Source organism: Cutibacterium sp. KB22876, from assembly GCF_059728865.1.
Map to the genome: position 1 here is coordinate 876,099 of NZ_AP040858.1, position 22,082 is coordinate 898,180.

Below are 22,082 nucleotides of genomic sequence, written 5' to 3' on the forward strand. Positions count from 1 at the left end.
TGAACCTTGGGAGGCCCGGATCGACGGCTCTGCGGAGCGGTCGTCTCCGGCGAGGTCGTCGCCGACGGCGGCAGGGTCCACGACGTCGAGGCGGTGCGCACCGGGCCGAGCCGGGTCGGGCTGTCATCCTCGACCGGAGGTTCCGGCGGAGTCGGATGGGTTTGGGACGTCGGCTGAGCGGATGCCTGGCCGGGGCGGAAGATGCGAGCGTCGATACCGTCAGCGGTGAGCGGGATGGGCTCGTCCCCGTGCCAACGACGAGACGACGCGGACCCGCTACGAGCGCCCTCCTGCTTCCTCGCCATCGGCCAGTACCCCCTCCGCACAAAACGCCCCGCAGAAACCATTGTGATGGTCCCCACCGACGGTACCCAAACCGTGCGGGTGACCGGGCGGGTTCAGCACGGGCAGATAGGGTTGGGAATGTGCTCATCGCCACTGATCTCGACGGAACATTCTTACGCCCGGACGCCACCGTTTCTGCCCGGAATCTCGCGGCTCTCGAGGCTGCCGAAGCAGCCGGGGTCCACGTCGTCCCGGTGACGGGGCGAGCCATCGGCGGGCTACGAATCCTCGGTCCGGTTTTCCGTCAGTACGCCTTGGTCAGCAACGGTGCCGTTGGGGTGGACCTGTCCACCGGTGCGACCCTCTTCACCAAGACGATGTCGGCCTCGACCGTCAGGGCTTACGTCGATCGGCTCACCGCCGAGATCCCGGGTACAGTCTTCTGCGCGGAGATCGGGGACTCCTCGGTCTTCCTCGTTGAGGACGGGTATGACGACATCGTCCCGCCGTTCGAGTCCAAGAACGACCCCGCCGAGCATGTCCTCGTCAGTCGCGACGAGCTGTGTTCCACCGAGGCCGTCAAGCTCATGATCGTGCACCCGAGCGTCCCCGCAGCCGAGGTCTACGAGCGGTCCAGGCTCCTCGACACCCTTGGAGTCCACTCCACCTGGGCGGGATTCACGGTGACCGAGGCCGGACCCGCCGGCGTCACCAAAGCCAGTGGCCTGGAGCACATCTGCAAGGTCCTCGGACAGGACCGCGCCGACGTCGTCGCCCTGGGCGATGGTGCCAATGATGTCGAGATGCTGCAGTGGGCTGGGACTTCCTACGCGATGGGTGGTGCGAAGCCGGAGGCCGTCGCCGTTGCCGATCTGCGGGCACCTTCGTGCGTCGACGACGGATTCGCCGTTGTCGTCGAGAAGATCTTGGCATCCCGATAACCTCGCAGTGTGTTCATCGCGACAGATCTCGACGGGACCCTGCTGACCCCTGAGGGCACCATCAGCCCTCGTACCCGTGATGCCATCCGTGCTGCCGAGAAGGTCGGGGTGCCGGTGGTGCCGGTCACCGCCCGGCAGATCTACGGCATTGAGAAATGGCGGGACGACCTGGGCCGGTGGGCACTGTGCTCCAACGGCGCCATTTGTTGGGATCTCCAGGCCCACACGGTGCTCTTCCGCCAGCTGATGTCGGCTGCCGTGGCGAATGAGTTTGCCCACCGTCTCCTTGCTGCTGCTCCCGGCACCCGCTTCTTGACGATTAAGGACGACGGTCTCACATTTGCGTCCCAGCGTGGCTACGCAGAGTTGACGACCTTCGCCGACCACTCTCGCGACCCCTCCGACATGCCGGCCCTGGACCTCGACGAGGTCCTCGACGGGGACTGCCTCAAGATGGTGGCTCGTCACCCCAGCCTGCCCATTGAGGAGCTTGCCGCCCGTGCCACCGGTGTCGGGATGACCGACGAGGTCCACGTCACCACCTCCGGCAAGCCGATGCTGGAGATCAGTGCCAAGGGGGTCACCAAGGACTCTGGTCTGGCGATGCTGTGCGATCACCTGGGAATCGATCAGCGCGATACCGTCGCCTTCGGGGATGGGGCCAACGACGTCGAGATGCTGGAGTGGGCAGGAGACTCCTACGCGATGGCCAACGCGGTCCCGCTCGCGGCCGCAGCAGCGCGTCACCAGGCGCCCTCGAACGCCGAGGATGGGGTTGCCCAGGTCGTCGAGGAGCTGCTGGCGGTGAGAGAACAGTCACCGACCCTCCATCGTGGCTGACCTACACCGTTTCGCGGGGAAAATGAGGTGAGGCACGGTCCCTCGTACGCGGAAACCCATGAGCGTCGTCATCGTCTTGACCGCAACCAAAATCTGCAAATACGCTGACCCGGCGATGACCCCCCCGAGTGGCGGCGGGCACTGGGCTACGAGGCTAGCCTCATGAAGAATCGAACGGTTGCAGGCGTGACACTAGCGGCTACTTGTCGCGGTGTAATTGGGTGCGCCACGGCACGGGGCTTCAAACCAAACGTAAACTTCGGTGAAAGGATGCTGTCGTGCGCGAAGACAGGTTCCACTTACTATCGGCGCATGCCTGCCGGAACTTACAGATTCCGGCTAGTTGGCCCGATGAAGGATCAACTATGTGGTTGAAGCTTTCTGTTCGTGATTTCCGGATCCGATGATGACCCGGACCCTACAGCTTGAAGGGGTTCATTTCTCCTATCCGCGACGCAGATCCCGGCTTTTTACTGAACTGAACTTGATTCTGGGTGATATGGGGCCGACGGTTCTCTTGGACCTTAATGGAGCGGGGAAGACCACCCTGCTGCGGTTATGTGCGGGCGAACTTCGGCCCTCTGCGGGGTTAATTGCTGTGGATGGAGGCAAGGATCCCCGCTCCGTTGTGTCTCTGATGCCCCAGCAGATCAGGCCAATTCCTGGATTCCGGGTGGTTGAGCAAGTCGCATATTCAGCTTGGCTTGGCGGGTGTAGTTCATCCCAGAGCGAGAAGCGGGCAGTTATGGCGCTAGAGGCAGTCCAATTGGAGACTGCCTGAAGGACAAGCCCAATCAGTTGTCCGGAGGACAGCTGCGTCGAGTTGGTCTGGCTTAAGCCCTGGTAGGAGGACAGCCGATTGTATTGCTCGATGAGCCGACCGCTGGCCTTGATCCAGCGCAGAAACACGTATTTCGGAATCTGCTCACGGAACTCGGCGCTACTCGTAGTTTTGTGGTGTCCACTCACGATTCTTCCGACATTGACTCAATGTACAACAGGGTCGTGATATTGCATGAGGGGCATATTGTCTACGACGGATCGACCGATGAGTTCCTGATGCATGGTGCGGGATCTTCTCATGCAGCAGAGGCGGCGTTTCTTGGTGTCGTGGGTGCATCGGAGCAGACATCATGACGTGGTGTCTCCTGCTCCGGCGATCTTATGGTGTGCGTCTTTTGCCGGTAATGCTGATCATGTGGTGGTATGGAGCATTTGGGAATCTTCCGGCACACTCAACTATTGAGCGAGCTTCCAGCATACTTTACGCATTCATGATGATTGCGGAGCCCTTCGCACTGAGCGCTTGCTTGGAAATTCGAAGATTTACCGAAGGCCAGATTTTAAAGAGACTATACAAGCGGTCTCGGTTGAGAATTGTGGCGCCGTGGTGGGCAATTGCTGTTGTTCCCTCCGCAATGGCTGTAGGTGTTTCAGTTCTGCTTTCAGGATCTGGGGATCAAATTGTAAGAATGTCATTGATTGGTGTTGTCTGGATGTTCGCGTAGGGCGTCTTTGGCGCCGTGATCAGAATGTCATGGCCATTGGCATTGGCAGCACCGACAGCTCTTGTGGTCCCATTTGTGCTCGTTTTTTATGGCCCGGCCGTATCGGTACTGGAATTGAGGTATCTGGTTGGCTATTACATGAGCTGCTGCAATGTGGGGGAGATGCTAGATCCGCGAGTCCTTGTGGCCGATATGACGATGGCATGCGGCGTTCTTGTCGTGTCGATGATGGCGCTCATTGCGAGTAGAGAGCGCCGTCACCCAAATGCCATCGTGACCGGGTCTTGATTATCGGGTTGGTCTCAACAGTGTTAATTGGGTTCCGTGAGGTGGAGGGTGTGGGCGCTCTCCCTGCCGTGCCTCGAACTGGAACACAGACGTGTTTGAAGGATCCCATGGTGTGTACCTGGGGGCCGCAGGACCTCCAACTCCTGGGTCCCATAGTGCAGAAGGCAGATGCTGCGTGGAGGGCTAACGGGATTCATGTTCCAAGGGAATATCGGCAGGGCACTGGACAATCGACTCAAACAACCGTTTGGTGGTCGGCGTCAGCAGAGAATGCGTCTGAATCGGCAGGACCCACACTGTCAGCAGTCGCAGATGGCATGGCTGTTGCTCCATGCCAAGCTCGTAAAGACCAAGTGGAGATCTGGGTGGAAGATATCCAGGAGCGTGTTGTCGCTTGGTTGGTGGAACATTCCGGCATCGAGGCGCGAGACGCGACATTGTCCCCAGAGGCTCGTGAGTGGTTGAAATCCATCGATCGATTGCCGATCGAGAAACAGGCCAGCATTCTTGAACAAGATCGAGCCCGGCTTCGGACATGTTGAGCCGTAATGTGGTGCTGGGCTGGAGGGCATGGGCGCGAAATCGGTCCCTGTTATCTTTGCTTGCAGCTACTGTGGTTTGTTGTGTCCTCATCGGGCTCACTTCCGAGGTCATGGTCGCGATCCCCCCGTTTTTGACCGGGAGGGGTGTTGACGTTCCTAATGCCGCCGTAGTTCCCTTGTGCGTGGTCATCGTGCAAGGTTGGTGTCTTTCGCGGCGTGACACGCGGCTGGAAGTAGGATCGGGGCGGCGGACTGCACTTGCCGATTGTCTCTTGTCAATGACGTCGGCCGTGCTTCTTGGAACCGTGGCATATGTGGGAGATCTTCCCGTCGGAATGGTTGCCACGCGAAATATTGTCGGATTGTCTGGGGTGACCCTTTTCGCCAACGCACTTGGTGTCAAGAGGCTGTCAGCCCTACCTGCCACTATCTGGGTCCTCATGAGTCTTGTGGCGGGGAGCACCACGAGTCTCGAAGCTCTGTGGTCTTGGCCGGTGAAGGATCGCACAGATGCATTGTCTGCAGTGTTCTCAGGGACCCTTTGCCTTCTGGGGATCTCTACTTCGCTGGTGAGGTCTCGCCATGTGGTGTAGCCGTGGGTGATCCGCTTGGACGGGGCCAACTGGCCGGTATGGGCAGGTGGGGTTCCTCCGGGGTCCGTGGCTGACTCTGAAACCTGCGTGCCACCGGCGCTTGTGGTACGACGCCTCGATCACGTGTCTACGTGCGGGCAGGCGGATATCCCGGGTGTGTGGCATTTCGGTACATGATGGTCGTTCGTGGCGTCGGTGGTGGCAAAGACGCCGTGGAGCGACGTCATTGCCACCGTGCCCGGAGACCCGCCACAATTCTCTCCAGTTGGAGTAGGATGCTTGCGACCGCAAGGCAGTGATGGGGCGATCACCCCGGAGCCGCCGGAAGAACGGGTACGTGCACACACCACCTCAGTAGAACCGGCAGCGGTCGACGAACCGAGAGGCCGACGTCGTCGACGTCGCGCAAGGAGGGTGGTACCGCGGGTACCCGGAGAATCCGGTGTGCTCGTCCCTCGGTGACCCGAGACGAAGGATCCACCCACCGCGATGACCGATGTGAACTCAGTCCGCCCTGACGACTGCCGGCAGTACAACAGCGTGCCGCCGCAGATTGACCTTCCCGCGATGGACCACGAGATCATGGATCTGTGGGCCCGGGAACACACTTTCGAGAAGACCCTGGAGGCCACCAAGGACGGCCAGCCGTGGACCTTCTTCGAGGGTCCACCGACCGCCAACGGTCAGCCTGGTACCCACCACGTCGAGGCTCGCGTCTTCAAGGACGTCTTCCCCCGCTTCAAGACCATGCAGGGATTCCGCGTCGACCGCAAGGCCGGCTGGGATTGCCACGGCCTACCGGTCGAGCTGGCCGTCGAGAAGGAGCTGGGGTTCTCCGGCAAGCCCGACATCGAGAAGTACGGCGTCGAGCCCTTCAACGCCAAGTGCCGTGAATCCGTCACCCGCCACGTCGACGCCTTCAGCGAGCTCACCGAGCGAATGGGCTACTGGGTCAACATGGACGAGGCGTACTGGACGATGAACCCGTCCTACGTCGAGTCGGTGTGGTGGGGCCTCAAGCGGATCTGGGACAAGGGTCTGCTCGGCGAGGACCACCGCGTCGCACCGTACTGCCCGCGGTGTGGCACGACCCTGTCCGACCACGAGCTGGCCCAGGGCTACCAGGACGACCGCGACCCGTCGATCTTCGTCCGCTTCCCGGTGACCTCGGGCCCACTGGCCGGTCGCGCCAAGCTGCTGGTGTGGACGACCACCCCGTGGACCCTCATCTCGAACACCGCCGTCGCGGTGCATCCCGAGGTGCGTTACGTCGTCGCCCACCAGAATCCGGTTCCCGAAGGTTCCGACGCCGTCGCCACCACCTCCGGGGACGACCCGGTCTCCGAGGACCTCGTCATCGCCGAGCCGCTTTTTGAGAAGGTGCTGGGTGAGGGGTGGAGCCTGACCGGCGAGTCCTTCATGGGTACCGAGATGGAGTTCTGGGCCTATGAGCGTCCCTATGACTTCCTGGAGTGGCCCAGGACCGAGCGCGTCACCACCGACGGTCGTCCAACCCCTGCTGACGCCAACTTCGTCGTCCTCGCCGACTACGTCACCACCGAGGACGGTACCGGTCTGGTCCACCAGGCCCCGGCCTTCGGTGCCGACGACCTGCTGACCTGCCGTCGCTACGGCCTGCCGCTGGTCAACCCGATCCGTCCCGACGGCACCTTCGACGAGTCGGTCCCGATGGTTGGTGGGCAGTTCTTCAAGACTGCTGACAAGCCGCTGTGCGACGACCTCGACAAGCGCGGAATCCTGTTCCGACTCGAGATGCACTGGCACTCCTATCCGCACTGCTGGCGCTGTGACACCCACCTCATCTATTACGCCCAACCGTCGTGGTACATCCGCACCACCCGCGTCAAGGAGCAGCTGCTCGAGCAGAACGAGGGCACCACCTGGTACCCCGAGACGATCAAGCACGGCCGCTTCGGCGACTGGCTCGAGAACAACATCGACTGGGCCGTCAGCCGCTCGCGTTACTGGGGCACCCCGCTGCCACTGTGGCGCAACGACGACGATCCCTCCGACGTCATCTGCGTTGAGTCCCTGGCTGAACTGTCCCAGTACGCCGGACGCGACCTCACCGGAATGGACCCGCACCGTCCGTTCATCGACGAGGTGACCCTCACTCGTGACGGTCACACCTACCACCGCGTCCCCGAGGTGGCCGACGCCTGGCTGGACTCGGGCTCGATGCCCTTCGCCCAGTGGGGTTACCCGCACGTTCCCGGTTCCAAGGAGAAGTTCGAGGCCCACTACCCGGGCGACTTCATCTGTGAGGCCATCGACCAGACCCGTGGCTGGTTCTACACCATGATGGCCGTCGGAACCCTCGTCCTTGACGAGTCCTCGTATCGCAACGTGCTGTGCCTGGGCCACATCCTCGCCGAGGACGGCCGCAAGATGAGCAAGCACCTGGGCAACATCCTGCTGCCCATCCCTCTCATGGACAAGCACGGTGCCGACGCGGTGCGCTGGTTCATGGCCGCTGACGGTTCCCCATGGAGCGCTCGTCGCGTCGGTGACGAGACCATCCAGGAGACAGTCCGCAAGGTCCTGCTGACCTACTGGAACACCGTCAGCTTCCATGCCCTGTACGCCCGCGCCAATGGCTGGTCCCCGGCCACCGCTCCCGCGGCTCCGGCCGTCGCCGGGCGCCACGTTCTGGACCGCTGGCTGGTTAGCGCCACCAACGTCCTCGTCCGTGAGGTCACCGAAGCACTGAACAACTTCGACACTCAGCGCACCGGAACCCTCATCGCCCAGTTCGTCGCCGAGATGTCCAACTGGTATGTGCGTCGCTCCCGGCGTCGCTTCTGGGACGGCGATCAGAGCGCCCTGTGGACCTTGCACGAGACCCTCGAGACGCTCACCCGTCTGATGGCCCCGATGGTCCCGTTCATCACTGAGCGCGTCTGGCAGGACCTCTTCGTGACGACGAATCCTGGGGGCCCGACGTCGGTGCACCTGTCGACCTGGCCGGTTGCCGACGAGTCCGTCATCGACGAGTCCTTGACCGAGTCGATGGATCTGGCCCGACGTATCGTCGAGTTGGGTCGTGGCGCTCGTGCCGAGGCCAGGGCCAAGATTCGTCAACCGCTGTCGCGTGCCCTCATCTCGGGTGCTGCCCTGGCCAAGCTGGATGAGGATCTGCAGGCCGAGATCCGTTCCGAGCTCAACGTCATGGCCTTGGATTCCTTCACCGCGGCCGGCGACCTCGTCGACCACTCCGCGAAGGGCAACTTCCGGGCACTCGGCAAGAAGTACGCCAAGGCCACCCCGAAGGTCGCTGCCGCCATCGCCGCTGCCGATCCAGAATGGCTGACCTCCGAGCTGGCCTCCCACGGCTCGGTCGAGCTGGAGGTGCCCGAGGTCGAGGGCGGCAGGGCGGTCGTGACTGCTGACGAGGTCATTGTCTCCGAGCGTCCGCGTGAGGGGTGGAGCGTCCTCAACGAGCAGGGTGAGACGGTGGCCCTGGATCTGGAGATCACCCCGGAGCTGGCCCGCGCCGGTCAGGCTCGTGAGGTCATCCGGTTCATCCAGGACAGCCGCAAGAAGGCCGGCCTGGACGTCTCCGACCGCATCTGCCTGTCCTGGCAGGCTGACGGTGAGCTGGCGGTGGCAATCGAGGAGCACCTCGACGAGATCACCGGCGAGGTGCTGGCCACCTCGGCCAACCGCGGCGAGGCTGACGAGCAGTGGTCCCGCGACGAGGAGCTCGGCCTCGCCGTGAAGGTCGAGAAGGTTTGATGGACCCATAACATCGGGCGGCCACCCTTCAAAGGTGGCCGCCCGATGCACGTTGTCAGGGGGAGAATCGGGGTCAGGATCAGGACGGCAACTCGGTGTCGTCGTGATTCTCGACGCCGAGCTGGTCGAGGATGTTGGCCATCGTGCGAGCCACTGCCAGGGTGGCATTCAGCGGCATCGTCTGGCTCTCGGTACGCCCAGCCCGCAGGCATTCGCAGACCTCGATGAGCTCGTGGGCATAACCACGTCCCAGGGCAGGAGTGTTGTGGACCTCCGGGATGACCCCGCGACGATGGATGAGGATGCGGCTGGGATGGTGGAACCGGGGCTCCACCTCGATCCATCCGTCAGTGCCCTGGATCGTCATGCGTCCCGGGCCGTCGGAGGTCAGGGAGATCGCCAGTGTGGCGAACTTGTCCTTCGGGAAGGTCAGCAGCATGGAGGCATCGGAGTCGACGCCATTCGGGAAGTGCTTGCCACGAGCGATGACCTCGGTGGGTTCACCGAGGAGCCGGATGGCGAAATCGAGGGCGTAGACACCGAGGTCGAGGGTCACTCCGCCACCCAGCGCAGGCGAGAAGAGACGGTCCTCCGGGTCATAATCGCGCAGGGCGAACAAGTCCCCCTGAACACCTGTCGGCTCCCCGATCGCACCGCTGTTGACGGCGTCGATCATCTCGGTGACGACGGGGAGGAATCGGGTCCACATCCCCTCCATCGCGAAGACCTCGTGGGCCCGAGCAGCCTCGGCCATTTCGGTCGCTGCCTCGGCGGTGGCGGCGAAGGACTTCTCGACCAGAACGGCCTTGCCTGCCTCGATGGCAGCCAGGGCGATCGGGCGGTGCTGAGGGTGTGGAGTTGCCACATAAATGACGTCAACGGCGGGGTTGGCGATCATTTCGGCATACGAGTCATGGGCGTTGGGACGTGGTGTGCCGAGGCTCTGGGAGACCAGATCGGCGAAGGCATCGGCGCGCGCGATCGACCTCGACGCGACGGCGGAAATGCGTGCTCCAGGGACGTGTGCGAAGTCGTCGAGAACCGTGCGGGCGATGCGTCCAGTGCCCGCGATTCCCCAACCAATGGTGGCCGTGGTGTCCATGACACAACTCTAGACGTCGGCGTGAGCAGTACCACGATTTGTCCCGATGCGCAGTCGATTCGTAGGCGCCGTGCCTTGTCAAAAGGCATCCGTACCGCGTACCGTGAGGCTCGTGGGAAGCAACGAAGCTGACGATTGGACACTCCTCGCGAACTGCCGCGGTATGGCAGATGCCCTCTTCCCGGACGGGAAGGAGCAGCGCCGAGCCAGGCGGATCTGCACTGGTTGCCGCGTGCGTCCCGAGTGCCTTGCCGAAGCCCTGGACAACCGCCTCGAGTGGGGAGTTTGGGGAGGCATGACCGAGCGCGAGAGGCGACGCCTGTTGCGCGAGCGTCCGGACGTGACGAGCTGGCGCGACGTGTTGCTCGCCGATCAGGGCTCTCAACCGAAAACCGCTAGGGTGAAGTTATGACTCGATGGGAGTACTTCACGGCACCGATTCTGGTGCACACCTCGCAGCAGATCCTCAACAACTTCGGAGCCGACGGCTGGGAACTCGTCCAGATCGTCGCCGGCCCCAATCCGGAATCACTGGTGGGCTACTTCAAGCGCCCGCTGCCTGACCAGGAGCAGTCCCGATGAGTGCCACGACGAAGTGCGCTGAACTGGGAATCACCCTCCCGTCGGTTGCGGCTCCGGTGGCCGACTACGTGCCGGCCATCCAGACTGGGTCACAGATCCTGACCTCTGGTCAGCTGCCCTTCGTCGACGGCGAGCTCACCGCCGTCGGCAAGGTGGGGGACACCGTCTCCGCGGAGCAGGCCACCGAGGCTGCACGTACTGCGGTCCTCAACGCGATCGCGGCTGCCGCTGACGTTGCCGGTGGGCTCGATGCCATCAAGCGCGTCGTCCGGGTTGTCGTCTTCGTCAACTCCGCTTCGGACTTCACCGGCCAGGCCGGTGTCGCCAACGGCGCCTCCCAGCTGCTCGGACAGATCTTCGGTGAGCACGGCCGTCACGCCCGCAGCGCCGTCGGTGTGGCCACCCTGCCGCTCGGATCGGCCGTCGAGGTTGAGCTGACCGTCGAGGTCTGATCGCCCAAGGATCACCACAGCGTCCGGGTCCAGGTTTCGTACTTGGCCCCGGACGTTTTTCGTCGGTCTGGGATCCTCTTGGGGTGCGGCCTTTTTGGGACTCAGTTGGCGCGCGCCGCGAGCTTCTCCGGCTCCATGATCGTGACGACCTTGGGACGTGCGGCGATCCAGCCGTGAGCGGTGAAGTCGGTGAGAGCCTTGTTGACGGTCTCACGGGAGGAACCAACGGCCTGGGCGAGCTCGTGCTGGGTGAGGTCATGACGGACCACGATGTGACCTGTCGACGGGTTCGCGGTGCCGAACCGGCGTGCCAGGTCGAGCAAGGTGTAGGCCAGACGGCTGGGAACGTCACCGGAGACGAAGTGGGCGGTGTTGTCGTCGGCCCGACGCAGTCGCTCCGAGAGTCGACCCAGCATGGCCAGGGCGACATCGTGGCGGGTCTCGACGAGTTCGCGCATCTGCATGCCAGGTGCCTTGAGCAAGCTGCAGCGGGTGAGGGTGGTGGCCGTCGTGGAGCGCATGCCGCCGTCGACCAGTGACAGTTCCCCGAACATGTCACCGGGGCCCATGAGCCACAGCAGCGAGTCTCGAGGGGTGAGGTCTTCGGCAGTGGTGGAACGGGTGAGTTTCACCTTGCCCTCGACGACGAGGTAGAGGTTGTCGGCTGGGTCGCCGGCCTCGAAGATCACCGTATTTCGCGGACAGACCAAGGCCTCACACATCGCCATGATCCGGGCGGCCGAGGCGGGGCCGAGAGCTGCGAAGAACGGTTGGGTCGCCGCTGTTGCCACCACATTTGCCATCCGAACATCTCCCCTCATGAGCACCTGCATCGTCCGACCATCGACGGTCGAGTCACCGTATGCATATCCCCATATTGTGGCAGGTGTCACATTTTGTGATGGCACGGGGGTTATTTTCTCCTTCTATGCTTGGAATCATGGCAGCCACATCCACCACCTCAGTGCGTCGGGATCAGTGTAGGGAGCACGCTGACGAGGTGGCCAGGTTGCTGGCCGAGGCCTATCCGGATGCGCGCTGCGAATTGGACCACGACGGCCCCTATCAGCTCCTCGTCGCCACCGTGCTGTCAGCCCAGACGACCGACCGACGGGTGAACACCGTCACTCCCACCTTGTTCTCCCGCTGGCCCGACCCACAGACCCTCGCGAACGCTGACGTCAGCGAGGTCGAGACGGTCGTGGCACCCCTGGGATTCGGGCCGACCCGAGCGGTGCGGCTGGTCTCGATGGCCGCAAAACTCGTTGACGAGTTCGACGGCGACGTCCCGGAAGGCCTCGACTCCCTGGTGACCCTGCCAGGCGTCGGCCGCAAGACCGCCAATGTCGTCCTCGGCAATGCCTTCGGAGTCCCCGGGATCACCCCGGACACCCACGTCATGAGGGTGTCGCGCCGGCTCGGCTGGACCGACGCGACCACCCCGGCGAAGGTGGAAACCGATCTCGCCGACCTCTTCGACCCGAACGACTGGGTGATGCTGTGCCACCGCCTCATCTGGCACGGTCGTCGTCGCTGCCATTCCCGACGCCCAGCATGTGGGGTCTGCCCAGTGGCCGAATGGTGTCCCTCCTATGGTGAGGGACCGACCGACCCCGAGGAGGCCGCCACCCTCGTCAGGGAGCCGCGACGATGAAGAAGACGGTCACTCTCGGCGCGGTGATGGCCGTCGCCATGCTGGCTGGTTGCGGTGGAGACGCCGATATGGCCCATCAACGCAACAAGGTCGGCGTCCCAGACTGCTCCCATCTGTCCTCAGGGCCCATCTCCAAGACCTCGGGGACGGCCGCGGAAGGTCGGCCGATGCCTGACGTCGGCCTGCAATGCCTCGGCGAGGGACCGACGGTCTCGATGGCCAGGGCAACCTCCAAGGGAGTAACCCTGGTGACGGTGTGGGCGTCGTGGTGCCGACCCTGCCGCAGCGAGTCCCCTCTCATCGCAGACGCCTACCGTCGTTATCACGACCGGGTCGCCTTCCTCGGGGTCGACTACGCCGAGTCCGACGCATCCGAGGCCATCTCCTTCGCCGGCGAGGTCGGCCTGGCCTTCCCGCAGCTTCAAGATCCTGACAGCACCATCCGAGGCGCATGGCAGGTCAGCGGGGTCCCCGTCACCTTCATCGTCAGGGACGGCACCATCGTCACCCGCCACAGCGGTCAGTGGCGCTCCCAGCAGGAGCTCAACTCCGCGATCGACAAGGCTCTCGAAAGGCCGTCATGAGTCATCTGAGTACCCTCATCGCCAGCCTGGGCCGCAACGATCCCGATTTCTCGGTGGGACGTCGTCCTGGTGGTGGACAGTCCTCAGCAGTACTCGCCCTCATCAGCGAGACCGACAATGACATCATCCTGACGCGACGCCCGCTGTCCTTGCGTCACCACGCCGGCCAAGTCGCCCTGCCGGGGGGACGCGCGGAGGAGACTGATGACACCATCGTCGACACAGCTCTGCGGGAGGCTCGTGAGGAGGTCGGGCTGGACCGAGGCCTCGTCACCGTCAGGGGAGTGCTCCCGACGGCCCACGTAGCAGCCAGCCAGTCCGACGTCGCCACCGTTGTGGCGACCTGGGGAGGAGAAGGGGCCGTCGGGGTCGTCGATCCCGCCGAGGTCGCCCTGGTGCAGCGCGTCAGGCTGGCAGACCTGGCCAATCCGGCCGCTCGGGCCACGACCCGTCACCCGTCGGGGTATCGCGGGCCGGCTTTCGTGCTGCCGGACCTCTTCGTCTGGGGATTCACCGCTCACGTCCTCGAGTCCTTGCTCGACCGCGGTGGCTGGTCGCGTCCGTGGGACCGAGAGCGCGTGGTGGAGATTCCGGAGGGCTATCTGGGGGCTCGTCGTCTGCCGGAGGGCACCACTCCCGACGACATCCCCTGATCCTCGAGGTCAGAGCACGAGATCAAGGTGCACAAAACGACGCTGGCCCTCCCACAGTGCCGTGGGAGGGCCAGCGTCAAACTTTGAGTTCAGTGGCGGGTAGCCGTGGCGCCGCTGGCGCGGCGAGGAGCGGCAACACCAGTGGCTGCCGACGCGGCATGCGAGGACACCTCGCTGGCATCAACACTGCTGCGAGCAGTGGCGTTGTACTTGCCACGGGCAACGGCCGACTTGACAGCCGCGAGGGTCGACTTGGCCTCGTCGACGACGCCGGTAGGGGCCTTGACCTGGGAGATCTGGCCCTTGCCGACCAGGGCAAGGATGCCGGCCAGGATGAACATGACGACGGCCATTGTCGCGAAACCAACGACCAGGGACAGCAGGATGCTCCAGTCACCGATGTGCTGCCACATGAGGGAGAAGGCGAAGGCGCCGCACAGCCAGAGCAGCAGTGCGCCGACGATGCCGAAGTAGCCAGCACCGCCGAACATGCCGGCACCAATCCCGGCGTGCTTGGCTGCAGGCTTGATCTCCGCCGTCACCAAGGCCTTGGAGTCCTGGACGAACTTCTGGCCGTCCGTCTTGAGGTTGTCGATCGTGTCGCCAACCGGGAGCTTGTCTGCCATGGGATGCCTCCGCGTCATGAATATGGTGATCTCAGCCTAACGGGAATCGGTTCGATCTGCTGTATTCGGGTCGAGTTGTCGTCGAGGGAACAGGGTCAGTCGGTGTTGTTCGAGGTACCGGCAGCCACCGGAACCTCGTGAGGATGCTTCTCCTCCCACAAGCTGTGCCTCTTGCCGCGATGATGGAGCAGGGCACCTCCGAGGATGGCTGCCAGGAAGGAGGCCACGAGCACGGAGGCCTTGGCCTCGTCGGCGAAATTGTGGTTCTTCGGGAAGGACAGGTCGGTCATGAGCATCGAGACGGTGAATCCGATGCCGGCCAGCATGGCGACCGCGATGATATCGCGCCACACGACGCCTCGACCCAGCTCGGCAGAGGTGAATCGGGCAGTCAGCCAGGAGCCCAACGTGATGCCGATGACCTTGCCGCCGATGAGGCCGCAGATGATGCCCAGGGAGATGGGGTGGGCCCACAGACCGAGGAAGGTCTCCTTGTTAACCTGCACTCCGGCGCTCATGAGGGCGAAGAAGGGGACGACGGCACCAGCGGACCACGGCTCAACCTTGTGCTGCCAACGGTCGACGGGGTCGTCGAGGACGTCCTCCTCGGTGCGGGTGAGCAGACCGAAAGCGACACCGGCGATGGTGGCGTGGACACCGGAGTGCAGCATGCACCACCACCCGACGATGAAGATCGGGACGTACCACCAGCCGTTGTCGACGTGGAAGCGCTGCATGACTCCCCACAGGGCGATACAGACGATCGCGCCCAGGAGCCACCAGATGTCGATTCCGTTGGAGAAGAAGACCGCGATGACGATGATGGAACCGAGGTCGTCGGCGATGGCCAGTGTGAGTAGGAATGCTCGCACGGCCTGTGGTAGTCCAGATCCCACGATGGCCAGTACTGCCAGGGCGAAGGCGATGTCAGTGGCCATCGGGATGGCCCAACCTGCTGGATGTCCCTCGGCGGACAGTAGGTTGAACAACGTGTAGATGCCGGCCGGGAACACCATTCCGCAGACGGCGGCGACGATGGGAACCAGGGCGTCGGCGGGTCGTGACAGTGAACCCTCGACGAACTCTCGTTTGAGTTCGAGGCCTGCGATGAAGAAAAAGATCGTCAGCAGACCGTCAGCTGCCCACCCCTCGATCGTGAGAGGACCAACGGTCAACTCGCGGAAGAAGTGGTACGAATGCTGACCGAAATTGGCCCACAAGAGGGCTGCGACCGTGGCTGCCAGCATGAGCATGCCGCCGGTGGTCTCGTTTCGGAAGATGTCGGACAGGTGAAGGGCGTTGGGGCCCGTCACTGGCCGCAGGATGCTCATGTGAGGTCGCTTGTTCTTGTGGGAATCTGTCATAAATGCCTTTCGCGTACCCGCGCCACAGGCTCAGCGGGGATAGGGGACAGGGTCACGCCGACCAGACTTCCCGGCACACCTCGTTGAAAATGGTACCAAGTGGGTGTGACGTCACCCATCGATGTTCATTTCGTGGACTGACGGTGTCGTTACGCCATGGGCCGGCGTCAGAGAGTGATGGTGAGCCCGTTGTCGTCAGGACGGATGGGGGTGGTGAGTTCGTCGTGATCGACCCAAGCCCGCCAGCATTCCAGCTGGTAGGGCAATCTCAGACCACTCATGCCGGCGGAATCGTCAGCAAGGGCAGCGACCTTGGTCAGCAGCTCGGAGCGAGAGTCGGTGTCGAGGTCCTGGACAGCAGGAAGATTGGCCGCCATGGCGATGAGGGAATCCCGATCGACCGGAACCCAGAGGCGCTTCGTGGTGTGCTCGTCGTCGGGGAAGTACTTGCTGGAGACGAGTTCCTGTACCGACTCAGTGCCGTAATCGCCACTCATGGCGCTTTCGTCAACAGTGCGCAACAGGGCTGCCAGCCTCTTGACCCACGGGACGGTGTCGTCACGCACCAGCCAGGAGACACCGAGGACGCTACTGGGTCGCAGGACGCGGGCGACCTCGGGCAGCACGAGTCCGGGAGCGAGCTCGTGGAATCGCTGATGTACCAGGACGGCGTCGAAGCTACAGGGGTTGAGGGGTAAGGACTCGGGCGATCCGCAGACAGCCATGACGCCGGGAGTCCGGTTGAGCTTTGCTGCCGTCTCAGGGTCGCGATGGACGGCCAGCACGTCGACCCCGTGAGAGGCCACGGCCCGGCAATAGGTGACAGTCGGGCACAGCACGATGACCCGACTACCCGGCTCCAGGCGCCCAGCAGTCAGCCATTCGAGCGTGCCGCTGGGGAAACGCGGGGTGGAGGTGACTGCCATGGGCCCGATTGTAGGGGGAACTGCTGAGGCCGGGTTGCCCACAGGGGTTCCTCGGCGGTTCGCCACGGTTTTCCACAGAACCAGGATTCGGTGACAGATTTCGCGTCCTGTGACGACAACTGAAGGTATGAGGATTCTTGGAGAAAGACGGGACCTGGCGCCGCGCCAGCCCGCCGAGGACGCTGCCCCGGACGCCAACTCCGTGGCCTTGGTGAGTCGAGACAGCCGGTTGTCCGAAGTCGTCGGGTCGGTGGCGGCCAGTGGCGGGGTGGTCGTCGAGGTCGTGGCAGATCGGGACGCCGTGGCGCGGGCATGGTCGCGTCACGGCCCCCTGCTCGTGGGTGCCGACATGGCCGGGACAGTGATGGCCTGGGGCCTGTCGGCTCGGCCGGGAACCCATGTCGTCGGTTTCGACGCCGAGGAGGCTGCACGGTGGTCGGCAGGACTGTCGGCCAGCGTCATCGTCGTGCCGCGGGCCAACCAGGTGCTCACCGAGATCCTCCATGACGAAATGGCCGCGACCGCGAAGGCCACGGTGGTGCAGGTGGACTCGAGTGGTGGCGGCACCGGGGTGAGCACCCTGGCGGTCGGACTGGCATGGGCTGCCGCGAGATCAGGGATGAAGGTCGGGCTGGTCGAGCTCGATCCTCACGCCGGCGGGATCGATCTGTTGTTGGGTATCGAGAGGACGGACGGGTGGCGGTGGCCTGAGTTGGCCTCGGCGCGTGGAGTGACCACCGATCTGGGGTCCCACCTGCCGTCGATTGACGGCGTCGAGGTGGTCAGCGCGGGAAGGGTGGGTGCCCAGGTGCCTCCAGCGGCGCGCCGGGCCGTGGTGGATTCCCTGTCGGGGGATCACGATCTCGTCGTGGTGGATCCAGGACACGTGTCGGCCCCGGAGGTGTCGGTTGACGTCAGGGTCGGTGTGGTCGCCGCCGATCTCAGGTCTGTCATGACCGCGCGAGGCCAGGACCTGCCCAACCTGCTGGTGGTCAGGCGTGGCCCTGGGCGATCGATGTGTGACGAGGACATCGAGTCGGTACTGGGAGTCCGACCGGACGTCGTGGTGAGGGATGACCGCCGTCTGGTTCGTGGGCAGGGCGACGCCGAGGCACCGTGGGTGGTGGCATCTCGACGATGGCGTCGCCGGTGCCAGGATCTGGCTGAGATGGTGATGTGCGCATGAGCGGCGACGAGCCAGACCGTCAGCTGGTCGAGCCGGTGCGTCGTCGGCTGGCAGGTCTTGGCCGTGACTGGACGCCGATGGACGTCGCCCACGCCATCCTCGACTGCGGTCGGGTGGCCTCCGACAAGACGGTATTGGCAGTCGTCGAGGAGCTGCGTCGGACCAGTACCGGGGCGGGCCGTCTGGAGCCTCTCCTGGTGACCGATGGGGTCACGGATGTCCTGGTCAACGGCCCGGACCAAGTGTTCATCGACCGCGGCAAGGGGCTGGAACTGACCGACGTCACCTTCAGTGGACCAGAGGAAGTGCGGGCGTTGGCGGTGCGCCTGGCAGCTGCGGTGGGACGTCGTCTTGATGACGGCAACCCGTGGGTGGATGCCCGGTTGCCTGACGGCACCCGAGTTCATGCCGTCCTCGACGTCCTGGCCCGACCGGGAACCTGTCTCAGCCTGCGCGTGCCATCGCGACGTAACCTGTCCCTCGACGACTGGGTGGCCTGGGGATCGATGACCCCGGGGTGCCGACAGATTATCGACGAGATCCTCATCCGCAAGCTGGCCTTCCTGGTGACTGGAGGCACCGGAACCGGCAAGACGACCCTGCTGTCGGCAATGCTGACGAGTCTGCCAGCGGATCAGCGGCTGATCATCGTCGAAGATTCCCGGGAGATCTGGATAGACCATCCGCACTGGGTGTCGATGGAGGCCCGGGCCGCCAATTCCGAGGGCAAAGGTTCCGTCACCCTCACGGACCTGGTGCGGCAGTGCCTGCGCATGAGGCCCGATCGGATCGTCCTGGGAGAGGTGCGAGGTGCCGAACTGCGGGACCTCCTCATGGCTCTCAACACGGGTCATGAGGGCGGATGCGGGACGGTGCACGCCAACGGTGTGGCCGAGGTGCCAGCTCGTCTGGAGGCCCTTGCCGCCCTGGGCGGCCTGTCGCGAGACGCGGCTTCGGCCCAGATCACCGCAGCCCTGCATACCGTCATCCACCTGGAACGGGGATCGTCAGGGCGACGGGTGGCCGAGATCGGCGTCTTCACTGACGTCGACGGTCGAGCAGTTGTGCTGCCAGCCGTGCGATGGGACGCGGATGGTGCAACGAGCCTCGGTGCGGGTGCCGGGAGATTGTCCGAGCTGCTGGGGACGGAGGTGGCCCCATGATGATCGTGGCGGCCGCGGCCCTCATGGGTGTGGCGGTGTGGATGGTGGTCCCGCCTCCCATGAGACGACAAGAGGGACGACGCCCGCCAGCCTGGTCAGTGGTGCCGGCCGGGATTGTGGCCGTCGGGTTGGTGTGTGGCATCAGCGGTGTGGTGTGGGCCGTCATGGCCACTGCAGTGGGAGGGACGGTGTTCATCGTCGTGCGGAGACAGCGACGACGAACCCAGACTCTCAGAGGCGGACAGGAAGTGGCTCGGGCGACGAGAGCCCTGGCAGGCCGAGTGTCGGTCGGGGAGATCCCGGCCATGGCCTTGGACCACGTTGCTGACGATGTCGAGGTGCTGGCCCGGGCCAAGAGGGCCCAAGCGGTGGGAGGAAGTGTTCCCGACGCCCTCATCGCGACCGCCCGTCAACCGGGAATGGCGGGTTTGGTGCCCCTGGCCCATGCCTGGCAGTTGGCCGCGACGACGGGTGCTCCACTCGCCCCAGCTGCCAAGTCAGTGGCGGAAGGAACCGCTCGGCGGGCTCGCCTGGAAGCCACCTTGGACTCCGAACTCGCCGCGGCCAGGGCGTCTGGACGGATCATGGGCCTGCTGCCCTTCGTCGGGTTGCTCATGGGACATCTCGTCGGGGCGCGCCCGACGGTCTTCCTGACGACCACCTGGTTGGGGAGGGCCTGCCTGGTGGGTGCGACCCTGCTGGCCTGTGTCGGGGTGCTGTGGAGCGAGTCCCTGGCGGATCGTGTGGCGAGGGAGGCCCTGCCATGACGGACATCGATGTGGACAGAACGCTGATTCCAGCGATGGTGATGGCTGCAGTAGCGGCCTGGCTGATCGTCCTACCAGCGGGGGAATCTCGAACGAAATCTCGCAAACGTTCTCCGGCCTGGCTTGCCCCTCGCAGCGGTGCCCCCGCTCCCGAGGTTCGGGTCGTGGCGGGCCTGGCGGCCGGGTGCGGGGTCATGGCCGCAGTTTCCTGGTCCTTCCCGGTGGCAGTAGTGGTCGCCGGGGCTGCCGGAGCCGTGGTGTGGTGGGGATCTGGGCGGCTGGAGTCTTCTGCGCATCGGCGGGAGGAGCAGCGGAGGGCGGCCCAACTGCCAGAAACCCTCATGATGCTCTCCAGCGCGATGGAGGCCGGCCTGCCCTTGCGATCGGCGGTGACGACGGTGGCGGAATCCTTGGACGGGCCCTGTGCTGAGGACTTGCGCCGGTTGGCGTCATCCCTGGCTGCTGGGGTTCCGGATTCCAAGGCCTGGAGCGTCCTCGCGTCGGCGCCGGTGTGGAGAGATCCGGCTCAGGACGTCTCACGAGCCGTTGATTCGGGCGAGGGTGTCAGTGAGCTGTTGACGGCCCACGCCGCGCAATTGCAGATCGCTGCTGCCGAGCAGGCGGGGAAGAAGGCACGCAAGGCCGGCGTCGACGCCATCGGCCCGCTGGTCTGCTGTCACCTCCCAGCCTTCCTGCTGGTTGGGGTGGTGCCGATTATCGCCGGGATGGTGCTCGGGGTGGTGTGACGAGGGTGACGGCCGTGCTTGAGGGTGCGGCCGGCATCGTCATGTCCATGGCAAAAGTGGTTATCCACAAGGGGTTGAGACGGTCGTGCGGGGGTTGTCCACAGAAATGAAAAAGGTGACGGATCTCGAGGGTCCAGACGACAACTGAAGGTGTGAGGCGTGGGCCTCACCTCGGCCGGGAGTGGTCCGGCCGCAAGAACAGACAGGAGACGACAGTGTCTGAGAAGAACCCAACGACTGAACCCGTCATCTCTGCAAGGTCCCTCGACCTGGTTGGTTCAACCGAAGCTGCGGTGGAACCATCAGCTCGGGGACGATACCGAGCAGCCCGCAACAAACTCATCGATCGCGGCATGGCCACCGCAGAGTACGCCGTCGGCATTCTTGCTGCCGTCGCCCTCGCCCTGGTGATGTTGAAGATCGTCACTCACCAGGAGGTCTTCACTAAGTTGCTCAAGCTGGTCGTCGGCATCATCGGCAAGGCCGGAGGCATGCTGCCGTGATCAGGCTGACTCGTCGTGGTGGGCGTCAACGGGCGTCCGCCACGCCGGGTCGCTCCTCGCGGCGATCCGGACAGAACGCGTCGCGGGGAATGGTGACGGTCGAGATGGCCGTCAGTCTCATCACGGCAGCCCTGGTCGTGGTGGCCAGCTGCTGGGTGGTGGGGCTGGTGGTCGTCGAGGATGCCTGTCGCACGACGGCTGCCCAGGTGGCCCGCCAAGTGGCTCGTGGCGACACAGCCTCGGCACGTCAGGCCGAGAGACACGCCCCGACCGGGGCGCAGGTGTCAACCAGGTCCTCGGGTGGCTGGGTTGAGGTGACGGTCCAGGTTGATCGGTCCCTGGGACGGCTCGGACCGGTTCATCTGCGCGGTCAGGCGCGCTCGCCGATGGAACCGGGGGAGTCATGAGGAGGTGGTGTCATCGCTGCTCGTCCGGTGGTCGCGATGCGCGCCGGGAACGAGGCTCGGGAACCGTGATACTGGCGGCTGCCGGGGTGGGATTCGTCGCGGCGGTCTGGCTGTCCATCCTGGTGACGGGATGGTGGTCGGCCGGTCATCGCGCTGAGGAGGTGGCCGACATGGCTTCCTTGGCGGCCGGACGAGCTGAAGCCCTCGGTGAGTCGGGATGTCCGGTCGCGTATCAGACGGTGCGGGCGAACGGAGCTCAGCTGATGGCTTGTGAGGTGCGTGGTGGACCGACGGGGTTCACCGTCATCGTCGATGTGGGGATGAGGCTCCACCGCGGATGGGAGTTGCCTGGCATGCCCACGACGGTGGTGAAAACCTCTCGAGCCGGCCCGGTCGAGTGAGCCGGAAACAGGAGGTTGGCAAGGAAGAACACGTGTGACGTCGAGACCGTCAGTGATCCGTCCCCAGCGTCGCGGTCATGATCAGCCAGGTGATCGTGCACGGATACCGCAGTAATTCGTGACCTCGTCATGGAGCTGGGGCGGATCACCGTCGTCACTGGGTGCCATTCTCAGTAGGTAATTCGCTCATGCGGAGGAAGGGTCGAAGACCCT

At 64.3% G+C, this 22,082-nt stretch carries 23 protein-coding genes and 1 pseudogene; 19 read left to right on the forward strand and 5 right to left on the reverse strand.

What is annotated here, in order from left to right:
- Nucleotides 1-425: 425 nt before the first annotated feature.
- The 6 genes and pseudogenes from AC6I1W_RS03910 (at nt 426) to ileS (ending at nt 8,753) form a co-directional block, all read left to right on the forward strand.
- Entirely contained in the window at nt 426-1,226 is an 801-nt protein-coding gene (locus AC6I1W_RS03910; RefSeq protein WP_284950344.1) for an HAD hydrolase family protein, read from the forward strand.
- 9 nt (nt 1,227-1,235) lie between these two features.
- Nucleotides 1,236-2,066 (forward strand): Cof-type HAD-IIB family hydrolase, encoded by an 831-nt coding sequence (locus AC6I1W_RS03915; protein WP_284950345.1) that lies wholly within the window; start codon nt 1,236-1,238, stop codon nt 2,064-2,066.
- Between the two features lie 403 nt (nt 2,067-2,469).
- Nucleotides 2,470-2,847, forward strand: a complete 378-nt coding sequence (locus tag AC6I1W_RS03920) for an ATP-binding cassette domain-containing protein (protein WP_493536903.1) — start codon at nt 2,470-2,472, stop codon at nt 2,845-2,847.
- A 406-nt stretch (nt 2,848-3,253) separates the two neighbouring features.
- Nucleotides 3,254-4,404: pseudogene (locus tag AC6I1W_RS03925) on the forward strand (hypothetical protein).
- Between the two features lie 11 nt (nt 4,405-4,415).
- A complete protein-coding gene (locus AC6I1W_RS03930) occupies nt 4,416-4,997 on the forward strand; it encodes a hypothetical protein (protein WP_081302641.1) in 582 nt (193 codons plus the stop codon).
- Nucleotides 4,998-5,486: 489 nt separating this feature from the next.
- Entirely contained in the window at nt 5,487-8,753 is a 3,267-nt protein-coding gene (gene ileS / locus AC6I1W_RS03935; RefSeq protein WP_284950724.1) for an isoleucine--tRNA ligase, read from the forward strand.
- Between the two features lie 79 nt (nt 8,754-8,832).
- On the opposite strand, the gene AC6I1W_RS03940 is transcribed toward ileS, so the two are convergent.
- Nucleotides 8,833-9,855, reverse strand: a complete 1,023-nt coding sequence (locus AC6I1W_RS03940; protein WP_202726385.1) for a Gfo/Idh/MocA family protein — start codon at nt 9,853-9,855, stop codon at nt 8,833-8,835.
- 112 nt (nt 9,856-9,967) lie between these two features.
- On the opposite strand from AC6I1W_RS03940, the gene AC6I1W_RS03945 reads away from it, so the two are divergent.
- Genes AC6I1W_RS03945 through AC6I1W_RS03955 form a run of 3 tightly spaced genes read left to right on the forward strand, consistent with a single transcriptional unit; the run spans nt 9,968 to nt 10,889 of the window.
- Entirely contained in the window at nt 9,968-10,267 is a 300-nt protein-coding gene (locus AC6I1W_RS03945; RefSeq protein ID WP_081302637.1) for a WhiB family transcriptional regulator, read from the forward strand.
- Nucleotides 10,264-10,437 carry a Sp36 family protein gene (gene sp36 / locus AC6I1W_RS03950; RefSeq protein ID WP_016666842.1) on the forward strand — a complete coding sequence of 58 codons (174 nt, stop codon included), beginning with the start codon at nt 10,264-10,266 and terminating at the stop codon, nt 10,435-10,437. Before AC6I1W_RS03945 ends, sp36 begins: the two co-directional genes overlap by 4 nt.
- On the forward strand, nt 10,434-10,889 hold the full coding sequence (locus AC6I1W_RS03955; RefSeq protein WP_065673333.1) for a RidA family protein: 456 nt from the start codon (nt 10,434-10,436) through the stop codon (nt 10,887-10,889). The genes sp36 and AC6I1W_RS03955 overlap by 4 nt, the downstream gene beginning before the upstream one ends.
- Nucleotides 10,890-10,990: 101 nt before the next feature.
- On the opposite strand, the gene AC6I1W_RS03960 is transcribed toward AC6I1W_RS03955, so the two are convergent.
- Nucleotides 10,991-11,722: a Crp/Fnr family transcriptional regulator gene (locus tag AC6I1W_RS03960; protein WP_036975711.1), complete on the reverse strand. Its 732-nt coding sequence runs from the start codon at nt 11,720-11,722 to the stop codon at nt 10,991-10,993.
- A 95-nt stretch (nt 11,723-11,817) separates the two neighbouring features.
- Here AC6I1W_RS03960 and nth point away from each other — a divergent pair, with 95 nt between their 5' ends.
- From nth to AC6I1W_RS03975, 3 genes are read left to right on the forward strand one after another with little or no spacing between them, the layout of a single operon-like run.
- A complete protein-coding gene (nth, locus tag AC6I1W_RS03965; protein ID WP_081302638.1) occupies nt 11,818-12,543 on the forward strand; it encodes an endonuclease III in 726 nt (241 codons plus the stop codon).
- On the forward strand, nt 12,540-13,127 hold the full coding sequence (locus AC6I1W_RS03970) for a TlpA family protein disulfide reductase (protein ID WP_016666845.1): 588 nt from the start codon (nt 12,540-12,542) through the stop codon (nt 13,125-13,127). The genes nth and AC6I1W_RS03970 overlap by 4 nt, the downstream gene beginning before the upstream one ends.
- On the forward strand, nt 13,124-13,780 hold the full coding sequence (locus AC6I1W_RS03975) for an NUDIX hydrolase (RefSeq protein ID WP_065673334.1): 657 nt from the start codon (nt 13,124-13,126) through the stop codon (nt 13,778-13,780). The genes AC6I1W_RS03970 and AC6I1W_RS03975 overlap by 4 nt, the downstream gene beginning before the upstream one ends.
- An 89-nt stretch (nt 13,781-13,869) precedes the next feature.
- Here AC6I1W_RS03975 and AC6I1W_RS03980 read toward each other — a convergent pair whose 3' ends face one another.
- From AC6I1W_RS03980 to AC6I1W_RS03990, 3 genes are all read right to left on the reverse strand, one after another.
- A complete protein-coding gene (locus AC6I1W_RS03980; protein WP_016666847.1) occupies nt 13,870-14,406 on the reverse strand; it encodes a phage holin family protein in 537 nt (178 codons plus the stop codon).
- A gap of 95 nt (nt 14,407-14,501) precedes the next feature.
- Nucleotides 14,502-15,770 carry a Na+/H+ antiporter NhaA gene (nhaA, locus tag AC6I1W_RS03985; RefSeq protein WP_065673335.1) on the reverse strand — a complete coding sequence of 423 codons (1,269 nt, stop codon included), beginning with the start codon at nt 15,768-15,770 and terminating at the stop codon, nt 14,502-14,504.
- Nucleotides 15,771-15,937: 167 nt separating this feature from the next.
- Nucleotides 15,938-16,552 carry a methyltransferase domain-containing protein gene (locus AC6I1W_RS03990; protein WP_231097143.1) on the reverse strand — a complete coding sequence of 205 codons (615 nt, stop codon included), beginning with the start codon at nt 16,550-16,552 and terminating at the stop codon, nt 15,938-15,940.
- Nucleotides 16,553-16,823: 271 nt separating this feature from the next.
- Here AC6I1W_RS03990 and ssd point away from each other — a divergent pair, with 271 nt between their 5' ends.
- From ssd to AC6I1W_RS04025, 7 genes are all read left to right on the forward strand, one after another.
- Complete coding sequence (ssd, locus tag AC6I1W_RS03995; protein ID WP_065673336.1) at nt 16,824-17,882, forward strand: septum site-determining protein Ssd; 1,059 nt, start codon at nt 16,824-16,826, stop codon at nt 17,880-17,882.
- Nucleotides 17,879-19,045, forward strand: a complete 1,167-nt coding sequence (locus tag AC6I1W_RS04000) for a TadA family conjugal transfer-associated ATPase (RefSeq protein ID WP_117189786.1) — start codon at nt 17,879-17,881, stop codon at nt 19,043-19,045. Before ssd ends, AC6I1W_RS04000 begins: the two co-directional genes overlap by 4 nt.
- Entirely contained in the window at nt 19,042-19,812 is a 771-nt protein-coding gene (locus AC6I1W_RS04005) for a type II secretion system F family protein (protein WP_016666852.1), read from the forward strand. Before AC6I1W_RS04000 ends, AC6I1W_RS04005 begins: the two co-directional genes overlap by 4 nt.
- Nucleotides 19,809-20,558 (forward strand): type II secretion system F family protein, encoded by a 750-nt coding sequence (locus AC6I1W_RS04010; protein WP_336620879.1) that lies wholly within the window; start codon nt 19,809-19,811, stop codon nt 20,556-20,558. Before AC6I1W_RS04005 ends, AC6I1W_RS04010 begins: the two co-directional genes overlap by 4 nt.
- Before the next feature lie 215 nt (nt 20,559-20,773).
- Nucleotides 20,774-21,061, forward strand: coding sequence for a DUF4244 domain-containing protein (locus AC6I1W_RS04015; RefSeq protein WP_004810383.1), 288 nt, complete (start codon nt 20,774-20,776; stop codon nt 21,059-21,061).
- Between the two features lie 89 nt (nt 21,062-21,150).
- A complete protein-coding gene (locus AC6I1W_RS04020; RefSeq protein ID WP_021108247.1) occupies nt 21,151-21,468 on the forward strand; it encodes a TadE family type IV pilus minor pilin in 318 nt (105 codons plus the stop codon).
- Entirely contained in the window at nt 21,465-21,869 is a 405-nt protein-coding gene (locus tag AC6I1W_RS04025; RefSeq protein WP_081302639.1) for an Rv3654c family TadE-like protein, read from the forward strand. The genes AC6I1W_RS04020 and AC6I1W_RS04025 overlap by 4 nt, the downstream gene beginning before the upstream one ends.
- Nucleotides 21,870-22,082: the final 213 nt, after the last annotated feature.

What these genes read in the sequence shown, in the direction of transcription:
- sp36 (WP_016666842.1), top strand. Translation starts at nt 10,264, where the DNA reads ATGACTCGATGGGAGTACTTCACGGCACCGATTCTGGTGCACACCTCG.
- AC6I1W_RS04010 (WP_336620879.1), top strand. Translation starts at nt 19,809, where the DNA reads ATGACGGACATCGATGTGGACAGAACGCTGATTCCAGCGATGGTGATG.
- AC6I1W_RS03920 (WP_493536903.1), top strand. Translation starts at nt 2,470, where the DNA reads ATGATGACCCGGACCCTACAGCTTGAAGGGGTTCATTTCTCCTATCCG.
- AC6I1W_RS03975 (WP_065673334.1), top strand. Translation starts at nt 13,124, where the DNA reads ATGAGTCATCTGAGTACCCTCATCGCCAGCCTGGGCCGCAACGATCCC.
- AC6I1W_RS03940 (WP_202726385.1), bottom strand. Translation starts at nt 9,855, where the DNA reads ATGGACACCACGGCCACCATTGGTTGGGGAATCGCGGGCACTGGACGC.
- AC6I1W_RS03955 (WP_065673333.1), top strand. Translation starts at nt 10,434, where the DNA reads ATGAGTGCCACGACGAAGTGCGCTGAACTGGGAATCACCCTCCCGTCG.
- ileS (WP_284950724.1), top strand. Translation starts at nt 5,487, where the DNA reads ATGACCGATGTGAACTCAGTCCGCCCTGACGACTGCCGGCAGTACAAC.
- AC6I1W_RS04005 (WP_016666852.1), top strand. Translation starts at nt 19,042, where the DNA reads ATGATGATCGTGGCGGCCGCGGCCCTCATGGGTGTGGCGGTGTGGATG.
- AC6I1W_RS04025 (WP_081302639.1), top strand. Translation starts at nt 21,465, where the DNA reads ATGAGGAGGTGGTGTCATCGCTGCTCGTCCGGTGGTCGCGATGCGCGC.
- AC6I1W_RS04020 (WP_021108247.1), top strand. Translation starts at nt 21,151, where the DNA reads ATGGTGACGGTCGAGATGGCCGTCAGTCTCATCACGGCAGCCCTGGTC.
- AC6I1W_RS03980 (WP_016666847.1), bottom strand. Translation starts at nt 14,406, where the DNA reads ATGGCAGACAAGCTCCCGGTTGGCGACACGATCGACAACCTCAAGACG.
- AC6I1W_RS03970 (WP_016666845.1), top strand. Translation starts at nt 12,540, where the DNA reads ATGAAGAAGACGGTCACTCTCGGCGCGGTGATGGCCGTCGCCATGCTG.
- ssd (WP_065673336.1), top strand. Translation starts at nt 16,824, where the DNA reads ATGAGGATTCTTGGAGAAAGACGGGACCTGGCGCCGCGCCAGCCCGCC.
- nth (WP_081302638.1), top strand. Translation starts at nt 11,818, where the DNA reads ATGCTTGGAATCATGGCAGCCACATCCACCACCTCAGTGCGTCGGGAT.
- AC6I1W_RS04000 (WP_117189786.1), top strand. Translation starts at nt 17,879, where the DNA reads ATGAGCGGCGACGAGCCAGACCGTCAGCTGGTCGAGCCGGTGCGTCGT.
- nhaA (WP_065673335.1), bottom strand. Translation starts at nt 15,770, where the DNA reads ATGACAGATTCCCACAAGAACAAGCGACCTCACATGAGCATCCTGCGG.
- AC6I1W_RS03960 (WP_036975711.1), bottom strand. Translation starts at nt 11,722, where the DNA reads ATGCAGGTGCTCATGAGGGGAGATGTTCGGATGGCAAATGTGGTGGCA.